This is a genomic window from Salinivibrio sp. PR5, from assembly GCF_001996085.1.
GTDB classification, from domain to species: Bacteria; Pseudomonadota; Gammaproteobacteria; order Enterobacterales; family Vibrionaceae; genus Salinivibrio; species Salinivibrio proteolyticus.
In genome coordinates this window covers 20,401-29,880 of record NZ_MUFK01000040.1, presented here as the reverse complement: position 1 = coordinate 29,880, position 9,480 = coordinate 20,401, and the positions used below count along the sequence as shown (strand labels likewise).

The following is a 9,480-nucleotide window of genomic DNA, read 5'->3' as shown; positions in this document are numbered from 1 at the left end:
CTCTAAACAATGAGATAAAAAATCTTTTATTTTAAATCGGGTGTTGTTTAAAATGTCGCCTAATAATTCAAGCTCTTCACAACTTAAGAAGAAAATGTTTTCTAGTGGTATGATATCGTTACAGCTTTGAATCAGTCTCTTAGTGTTATCATCACCCAGTAACTCAACGAGGTGAGAACCTCTTGAAAAAAAATAACTATGATGTGTAACAATAACAGCAAACCTCCTTTCGTAAGAAGGTATGTTGTTTTCTTCTTTCTTTGATAGCTCTTTGCAGCACAGAGATGCCTGTTCTACCGCATGATAAAGTGTTTTTGATATTCTATTTTTCAACAGAGTTTTTGAGTCAGAAATAACGACATTTTTGTGAGGCTCTTGACCTTTGGCATCTATAAAGATAACAGTGTCATAATCATTTATTAGAAAATCAACGACTTTGTTGTTAGCGCCACATTTTTCTCTTATGCTCCCTTCTCTAATAAACTCTTCGCCTGCATCTTCTAAAAGGTCGGAAATATAGTCTTCAAAGTCTTTTGTGAAGGATGTTTTGAATTTATTAGGGTCCCTTTCCTTGAGGGTGTTGAATATAAAACTACTTATCCCGGATGAGACAAGAACAGGGTGTAATGGATACAGCTTACTGTCGTATATTAAAATAGGTTTTTGATTGAAAAAAGTTGGGCTGTAGCATTCGGAGGGAGAGTTGGTTTTTTTTGACTTGTTTTTTAAATGACAGGAAGCGCTTTCAAGTGTAAACCCTGTTGAGTTTATTATTCTAATGAGGCTATCTATACTTATGGAAGGGTGTAATTCTCTTATTATCTCTGAGGTGGGTATTGAGTTGCTTTTAACACTACCTTTCTTTTGGAATAACAATATTAGGAACAGACCTACAATGAGGAACTCTCTTATTTCTATTCCAGTTGATTCTAAAAAATCACTTTTGTAGTTATCAAAACGGTTACTTCTTTGTAGTATGTGGTAAGTACGTAACATGTCCTGTATGTGACGGTGTTCTTGCTTTTGGTATAAACCTTGTAAATGTATAAAAGGCCTCAGAGCTAATAATACGTCAGTGTATGATTCTTTTTTATTCTCTAAATCAAGAGCTTCATTTTGTAAGTCCCATACTTTCTGAAGTATCTTCTGTGCGTCTCTATTTGTCGCGTGGACCCCTTTGTCGTTAGGGTACTGTTCAAGAATCCACTCTAAACATAAACAGACACACCAAGGCTGTATGTTCTGTATTTCTTTTCCGTCGTAGCTGCTCCGCAAACGTATCAGCATGTTTTCGGCTAAAGACTCGGTAGTATAGCGAGAAATGGCTTTCTTTATCTTTCCGACCTTTCTTTCATACATAATATAATTCCAACGCCTAATTGAAGGAGACTCCAAGACAGATGTAAGAGTCTACCTTCCCATCCTTGTTGTTGTCTCTAAGATACAGTCAGTAGGGAAAAACTGTATTTTCTTTGCATAGTTACTCTTTAATACTTGGTCAGCTCGAAGTATATCGAACAGTTTATAATCAGTCGATCTTACTGGCTTCCATCATTCGACACATCTTCATTCATGCCTGTAAAACCTCGCTCAGTCTGTAGAGAAGCCATCATGGACTTTATCTGCATGTTTTCGATAGTTGACAGATAGCTTCTCTTACCATCGACCAAGAACTCTAGCTGATGGCTATCCTCCCAGTCCCGCGCATTGCTGCGTGGTGGAATGGTCGGTTTGATGCCTGTTCTTCTGAGCACTTGATGGCAGGCTTTTGTATCATAGGCACCATCAGCACTGACTTGGCCGATTTTAGCGGTACACCCATCAGACCAAATATTGAGTCGAGAAAACCTTGAAGGACGCGAAGAGGGAGCTTGAAAATACCTTTAGCAATCACCGCTGTTTTCAATGGCACCATCGGTAAACGTAAAGCCTCTGCCTCGTTTGCCATATGATGCTCTTTGCTGTGCAGAGGCGTCATCAACCTAGAAGGTAGTCGAACCACGGTTAATCAATACTTGATTGTATTGCGTCCAATTGCTGATTTTGTACTTGGCTTTGTTCATCATCTGAGACCTGTATTGAGGCGTTGATGATCTGAGCGCCGCTAGAGTGATAGGTTCAAGGGTTTAGGAAACAACACCGATACGTGTGGCACTCACACCTTGTTGCATGTCTTCGTTTAGGCGCGTTACTAAATAGTCAATCAGAGTGCGGAGCCGTTTGGGCATCAAGGTACGATTGGCATACACCAAGCTGATGGGTACCGTCGGCATTTGCCAGTCGCTAAGCAGTTGGACTAAACGACCTGACTCAAAGTGAGGACGACATAAGAACGTCGGCAATACCGCAATGCCGAGGCCATCAAGGCATGCCTGCAACGAGGCTGTAATGGTGTTGACCCGCAGCTGATAGGGGAGGTCGACACTAAAACTCTGCCCCTGCTTGTCATATAACTCCCACGCCAAGAGCTTCACCGCTTGGTTATACACTTTGACTTGGCGATGCGGTGAACGAAGATCGGCAGGGCTTTGCACCATGCCAGTTTCGGCTAAATACGCTGGGCTTGCCGCTACCACACGAGTTGAATTGGTGAGCAGGCGTGAAACGAGGTTTGAGTCTTTGCGTGTCCCGACTTGCGCGTAGAGGTCAATGCCTTCACCAATAATGTCGACTTCACGGTTACTCATCTCAAGGTGCACGCGAATATGCGGATGCAGCTTGATGAACTCGTTGATGTAAGGCCCCAATACCTGATGACCGAGCTCAACGGGCATCACCACATTTAAATCCCCTTGGATCAGTTCTTGGTGAGCGGTGATTTCAACTTCTGCCTGTTCCATGATGTCTTTCGCCAACAGGCACGATTGGTAAAAGCGCTCGCCCTCCGCGGTCAGCTTTAAACTGCGCGTGGAGCGCGTGATCAAACGCACACCTAGATTGCGCTCAAGGTCAGAGACTTTTCGACTGACCGTCGATTTTGTCATTCCCAGTGCCTCAGCCGCTTGCGTGAAACTGCCTAATTCCACCACTTTCACTAGGATGGCAAGCGCATTGAAGTCCAACATCCTTCCTCTGATTAGGTTAATTTGTGCAACAGTGTTTTTGATTATAGCGCGATTATTAATTAATACGATTGGTTTACAATTCGAAACACTTTGCTTGATATTGATTTAATTAACATTAGTGAGACCTCATGACAGCCTCAACCGCTTCGAAACGCGTTAAAGCGCCACTATTGGCGACCTTGATATTCCTTGTGATTGGTGTGCTTGGTGCCGGGTACTGGTGGATGGAAGGGCAGTATCATGTGTCGACCGATAACGCTTACCTAAAAGGGGATATTGTCACCATCAGTCCCAAAGTCTCTGGCTATATCGTTGCCCGATATGTTGACGACAACCAATTTGTAAAAGCCGGAACCTTATTGGCGGAAATTGACGATCGCGATTATCGTGCCGCGGTCTCCCAAGCTAAAGCAGCACTCGCCTCGGCAAGCGCGAATGTCGAGCATCTGCACGCACAGCAAACCTTACAGCACAGTAAGATCCGCCAAGCCGCGAGTCAGATGGCATCCGCGCAAGCTGAGTACGATCGCGCCAAGCAGCAAGTGGCCCGTACCCAGCGTTTAATCGCGCAGCATTATTCCTCTGAAGATGAATTGGATGCCCAACTTGCGCAGCAAAAAGTGCGACTCGCCCAGCTAGAACAAGCTAAAGCCGCGCATCATGCCGCCAGTGACCAATTGGCCGTGTTAGCCAGTGAGCTGAAACAAGCCCAAGCTGCGATTGATGACGCCACCGCTAAGCTGACTCAAGCGCAGCTTAACTTGGATGATACCCGCCTTTATGCGCCCGTTGATGGGGTGATTGGCAAACGGAGCTTACGCGTTGGCATGCTGGTTCAGCCGGGTATGCCGTTAGTCAGCTTGGTGCCTCAAGGGGAGGTGTGGGTTGAAGCGAATTTTAAAGAAACACAGCTCGCGCATATTCAGCCGGGGCAATCGGTGGATATTGAAGTGGACGCGTTTCCCGGACAAGCACTGCATGGTGTGGTCGATAGCTTCTCGCCAGCCACGGGCGCACAGTTTGCGCTGCTGCCCCCTGAAAATGCCACGGGGAACTTTACGAAAATTGTTCAGCGGGTGCCGATTAAAGTCCGGATCCCCGATCAGCCACTTAAAGCCAAGTTATTGCCTGGGCTATCTGTGATTGCAACGGTAGATACACGAGGCTGAAGATGACCGCGACTGCGTTAACCGCCGATGCCTACAGCGATCGGGTACCGCTCAAAAACTGGATTGCCCTCTTGGGTGGGTTGATTGGGGCCTTTATGGCCATTCTCGACATTCAAATCACCAATGCATCGCTAAAAGATATTCAAGGGGCGCTGTCGGCGACCTTGGACGAAAGCTCGTGGATCTCGACCTCCTATCTGGTGGCTGAGATGATTGCGATCCCGCTCAGTGGCTGGTTATCGCGGGCGCTGGGCGTACGGCGCTATCTGACATGGACCACCGCGGTGTTTACGCTGTCATCTTTTTTGTGCTCACTGTCATGGAACATGAGTGCGATGATCGTGTTTCGCGCCATGCAAGGATTTAGTGGCGGTGCGCTGATCCCACTGGCTTTCTCGCTGGTGGTGCAACTGCTACCTGCCAACAAACGGGCGATTGGTATGGCGATGTTCGGTGTCACGGCGACGTTTGCGCCTGCTATTGGACCGACCTTTGGTGGCTGGCTGACGGAAAATCTGTCGTGGCACTATATTTTCTACATTAATATTCCACCAGCAATGCTGGTGATAGCCATGATCCGCTACGGGCTTGAGGATACGCCGTTATCATTGTCATTGCTGAAAAAGGCCGATTGGGTCGGAATTGCCACTATGGCATTAGGGCTTGGCTGCTTAGAAGTGGTGCTTGAAGAGGGCAATCGTGAAGATTGGTTTGGCTCATCATTTATTCTCACGCTCAGTGCGATTTCCGTGGCGAACATCGTCTACTTTGTGATTAACGAACTGCAACACCCCCGTCCACTGGTGAACTTGCGGCTACTGAAAGACAAGCAATTTGCCTTATCCTGCTTTGCCTATTTAATTTTGGGTATGGCCTTACTTGGCTCGATTTACGTGTTGCCGCTGTATCTCACCCAAATCCAACACTACAACGCGATGCAAATTGGCCAAGTGCTGATGTGGATGGGGCTGCCACAGTTGTTACTCTTTCCGCTCGTGCCTAAGTTAATGCGCGTGTTTCGCCCAACTCACATGGTGACATTTGGCTTTGTAATGTTTGGGTTAAGTTGTTACGTCAATACACACATGACCGTCGACTTTGGTGGTCAGCAGCTGGTTTTATCCATGATCCTGCGTGCCATTGGTAGTCCATTTATTATGGTGCCTTTGTCGATAGTGGCACTGAAGCATATCCAGCGTGATGACACGCCAGATGCCTCCACACTCACCAATGTGATGCGTAATTTGGGCGGTGCGTTTAGCATTGCCATGATAGCGACCTTGCTAGATAACCAAACACGCTTGCACTTGGCGAACATCAAAGCCACTTTGTCCACAGTGAGCGAGCAAGGTTGGCAGCGTTTGCACCAACAAACAGATTGGTTTATCGCCACAGGCAGTGATGCCACCACTGCGTTGCATCAAGCACAAGCCAGCGTGTTGAGTGTGATGCAACGTGACGCCGCGATCATGGCGTACAACGATGCCTTTATTGTGATGACCGGCTTTTTAGCATTGGCAGCCGTAGTGATCCTCTCGCTCGAAGACTAACTCCCGCTCGATAGTCACCACGCAAAATGGGAGCGGTGTACTGCCGCTTACTTCGCTATCCTTCCTGATAAGTTCAAGTAGCTTGACCGACAAACGGTGTTGTCCGATGCATTCGGCTATTGTCGCTGTCTTTTCGTCTGCCACAGTGTCATTTGTTCAGGGTCGTCTTGCGGGCAAGATCAGCCTTGGTTGCGAAACACTGTCTAGCAGCGAGTACGAGCCGTTAAGATTTTTAGATGTTTAGACGTCTATTTGTTGACTGGATGGCTAGAGGGCTGTAATCTGGATCACAGTTTTATAAGAGGTATTACAAAAACTGCCATGACAACATCTGCAAACACAACGCCGCAGCCTTCTGCCCTTGCACTGCTGCCCCTATTATTATTCTTAACCCTTTTTATTGGTGCAGGCGTTTACTTTACCTTAGAAGGCGCGGACTACGCCTTCTATCAATTGCCTGCACATGTCGCCATTTTACCGGCGGTGATGGTGGCACTTGCTCTCAGCCGTGAGCGACTGAATACCGCGATTGAACAGCTTATCCGTGGCATGGGCCATGGTGATATTATCGCCATGTGTATGATTTACCTGCTGGCGGGTGCCTTCTCATCAGTGGCTGACGCCACGGGTGGCGTGCAGGCGACGGTCAACCTGGGGCTGACCTTGATCCCAGAAAGCCTGATTCTGCCGGGACTGTTTGTGATTGCGGCCTTTATCTCCACGGCAATGGGTACGTCAATGGGCACCATTGCCGCACTGGCTCCCTTTGCATTGAACATGGCGACCGCGACCGGTCAGTCACCGGCAGTGATGGCGGGGGTGCTGCTCAGCGGTGCGATGTTCGGTGACAACCTGTCGTTTATTTCCGATACCACGATCGCGGCAACACGTTCACAAGGCTGTAGCATGCGCGACAAGTTTAAAGAGAACGTCGGGATAGCCATTCCTGCCGCCATTGCTGCCATTATCTTATTTGTGTTCAACAACCAAAGTGCGCCGGTGGACGCGCCTGAAAGCATTAACTATCTCGCGGTTGTGCCGTACCTTTCTATCATCGTCTTGGCGCTCGCAGGGCTGAATGTGTTTGTGGTGCTGACTGCGGGGATTTTGCTGGCGATGGGCGTCGGGCTAATGAGCACGCCAGATTTTACCTTGATGAGCTTTAGCCAGCATGTCAAAGACGGCTTTGCCAGCATGCAAGAGATCTTCATCTTGTCTTTGATGATTGGCGGTATTGCAGAGCTGATGCGCTGCCAAGGTGGATTAAGCTTTTTAACCAACACGGTCAATAAAGTGATTGCCCGTTTCCAAAAAAACCAAGGCAACCACCACTCACGGGCCAGTGAGTTTGGAATTGCCTTGTTGGTGTCATTCGCCAACGTGTGTACCGCCAACAACACGGTTGCTATCGTAGTGTCAGGGCAAGTGGCGAAGAACATTGCTAGCGAACATGAGGTGCCAGCGAAACGCAGTGCCAGCCTGCTCGATATTTTCTCGTGTGTGGTACAGGGTATGATCCCCTATGGCGCGCAAATCCTGCTGCTGGGTGCCAGCTTTGGCCTCTCGCCACTGGTGATTGTAAGCCATTCGTACTACTGCTTCTTCCTTGCCATTTCTGCACTGGTTGCCATTGCCAGCCGACACTGGTTTAACGCCCGTCAGCAGTAATGACCTGATAACGCACTATTAAAATGGTTCACCTCATAAAGCCTTTGCCTAACGCAAAGGCTTTTTTGTTGGCCCAAGCGAATTCGCAAGCAAAGGATGCGCCGATTTTGCTATTGATTAGAGTTTAGGCTCTATAACTTATGACTCGATCACCAAAGTGACGGTTTTTGCCCAACTGACGGTGATCATCGCAACAAAATAATGAAATAGACCAGCGGGATAGCATGAATTCTTTTAGACTAGTCGGCGTTTTATAATCGTCGACAGTCGTCGATGGTGGCTTATCCATCGCTAATAAGGTCTTAGATCATGAAGGAACGTCTTTCTTTGAAGGCAGCGGTCAGTGCTGCGTTAATTGCGTCATTGGCAGGGTGCGCCAATACAGGCTCAGAAACACCAGAACACGGTTGGGCGCCAGATACCACTTATAAGTTAACCATTCTTCATACCAACGATCACCACGGTCGTTTCTGGCACAACCGCTACGGCGAATACGGCATGGCTGCGCGCAAAACGCTGATTGATGAGTTGCGTGCCGAAGCAAAAGCAGAAGGCAGCGAGGTGCTATTGCTCTCAGGCGGTGATATCAACACCGGTGTGCCTGAGTCTGACTTGCTACAAGCGGAACCTGATTTTAAAGGCATGACGCAAATTGGTTACGATGCGATGGCGATCGGTAACCACGAGTTTGATAACCCACTGAGCGTGCTTGAAAAGCAAATGCAATGGGCCGACTTCCCAATGCTGTCAGCCAACATCTATGATAAAGAGACAGGCGAGCGCAAATTCCAAGCTTATCAAATGTTTGAGCGCAACGGCCTTAAAGTTGCTGTGATTGGCTTAACCACGGAAGATACCGCCAAAATCGGTAACCCAGAGTATATCGGTTCATTGGAATTCCGTGATCCAAAAGCGGAAGCGAAGAAACTGATCGCAGAGCTGAAAGAAACCGAGCACCCAGATATCATCATTGCCGCGACACACATGGGCCACTATGCCGATGGTAAAAGTGGTGTGAACGCACCGGGTGATGTGGCGCTCGCGCGTTATATTGACGAAGGTGATTTGGATCTGATCATCGGTGGACACTCGCAAGAGCCGGTGTGCATGGAAGGTCCAAACATGTACAACAAAAACTTCCAGCCGGGTGATGCATGTACGCCAGACCAGCAAAACGGTGCGTGGATCATGCAAGCGCACGAGTGGGGCAAATATGTCGGTAAGGCGGAGTTTGAATTCCAAAACGGCGATTTGAATCTCGTTAGCTATGATCTGATCCCTGTGAACCTGAAGAAAAAAATCGAGGTGAACGGTGAGAAGAAACGTGTCTTCATCCAAGATGAAATCGCGAAAGATCAAGCGCTGTATGACTTCTTGAAGCCATACCAAGACAAAGGCCAAGAAAAACTCAACGTCAAAATTGCTAAGAGCAATGGCAAGCTTGAAGGTGATCGTGATGTAGTGCGTTTCCAACAAACCAACCTTGGTCGCCTGATCGCCATGTCACACATGGAGCGCGCGAAAGCAGACTTTGCGGTGATGAACTCCGGCGGCGTACGTGATTCGATTCCTGCTGGCGACATCACTTACAAAGACGTATTGAAAGTACAGCCATTTGGCAACATGGTGACGTACACCGATATGAGCGGTAAAGAAGTGCTGGACTACCTGAATGTTGTCGGCACTAAGCCGGTTGATTCTGGTGCGTATGTGCAGTTTGCCGGTATCTCGATGGTGGTTGAAAACGGTAAAGTTCACGATGTGAAAATCGGTGGTGAGCCATTAGATATGGACAAAACTTACCGCTTCACTGTGCCAAGCTTTAACGCAGCGGGTGGTGACGGTTATCCAAAACTGACCAACCATCCAGGTAACGTAAACACAGGTTTCGTGGATGCTGAAGTGCTGAAAGACTATCTAGAAGCGCACAGCCCAATTGATGTGAACGACTACGCACCGAAGGGCGAAATTGTTTACAAGTAAATCTGACTAAGATTGCCATGATGACAAAGCGGTACCGATGCGGTG

The 9,480-nt window shown here is 47.9% G+C and carries 6 protein-coding genes and 2 pseudogenes; 4 read left to right on the top strand and 4 right to left on the bottom strand.

All coding sequences use genetic code 11. The features are described from left to right. The 4 genes and pseudogenes from gapS1 to BZG82_RS13160 form a co-directional block, all read right to left on the bottom strand. Nucleotides 1-1,359 (bottom strand): GapS1 family protein (gene gapS1 / locus BZG82_RS13170; protein WP_077766033.1); only part of this gene is annotated, 1,359 nt, incomplete at its 3' end. Between the two features lie 323 nt (nucleotides 1,360-1,682). Continuing rightward, nucleotides 1,683-1,808, bottom strand: a pseudogene (locus tag BZG82_RS16755) (transposase); the annotation flags it as partial. Further along, nucleotides 1,802-2,063 (bottom strand): annotated as a pseudogene (locus BZG82_RS13165) (transposase); the annotation flags it as partial. The pseudogenes BZG82_RS16755 and BZG82_RS13165, both read right to left, overlap by 7 nt. A gap of 63 nt (nucleotides 2,064-2,126) precedes the next feature. Then, nucleotides 2,127-3,062, bottom strand: coding sequence for a LysR family transcriptional regulator (locus BZG82_RS13160; protein ID WP_077766036.1), 936 nt, complete (start codon nucleotides 3,060-3,062; stop codon nucleotides 2,127-2,129). 131 nt (nucleotides 3,063-3,193) lie between these two features. Between BZG82_RS13160 and BZG82_RS13155 the strand changes: the two genes are divergently transcribed. From BZG82_RS13155 to ushA, 4 genes are all read left to right on the top strand, one after another. Continuing rightward, complete coding sequence (locus BZG82_RS13155; protein ID WP_077766031.1) at nucleotides 3,194-4,234, top strand: HlyD family secretion protein; 1,041 nt, start codon at nucleotides 3,194-3,196, stop codon at nucleotides 4,232-4,234. Nucleotides 4,235-4,236: 2 nt separating this feature from the next. Continuing rightward, a complete protein-coding gene (locus BZG82_RS13150) occupies nucleotides 4,237-5,784 on the top strand; it encodes a DHA2 family efflux MFS transporter permease subunit (RefSeq protein ID WP_077766030.1) in 1,548 nt (515 codons plus the stop codon). 321 nt (nucleotides 5,785-6,105) lie between these two features. After that, the gene (locus tag BZG82_RS13145) at nucleotides 6,106-7,452 is read left to right on the top strand and encodes a Na+/H+ antiporter NhaC family protein (RefSeq protein ID WP_077766029.1); all 1,347 of its coding nucleotides are present in this window, start codon (nucleotides 6,106-6,108) and stop codon (nucleotides 7,450-7,452) included. A gap of 309 nt (nucleotides 7,453-7,761) precedes the next feature. Then, nucleotides 7,762-9,435, top strand: coding sequence for a bifunctional UDP-sugar hydrolase/5'-nucleotidase UshA (gene ushA / locus BZG82_RS13140; protein WP_077766028.1), 1,674 nt, complete (start codon nucleotides 7,762-7,764; stop codon nucleotides 9,433-9,435). The last annotated feature ends 45 nt before the right edge of the window (nucleotides 9,436-9,480 follow it).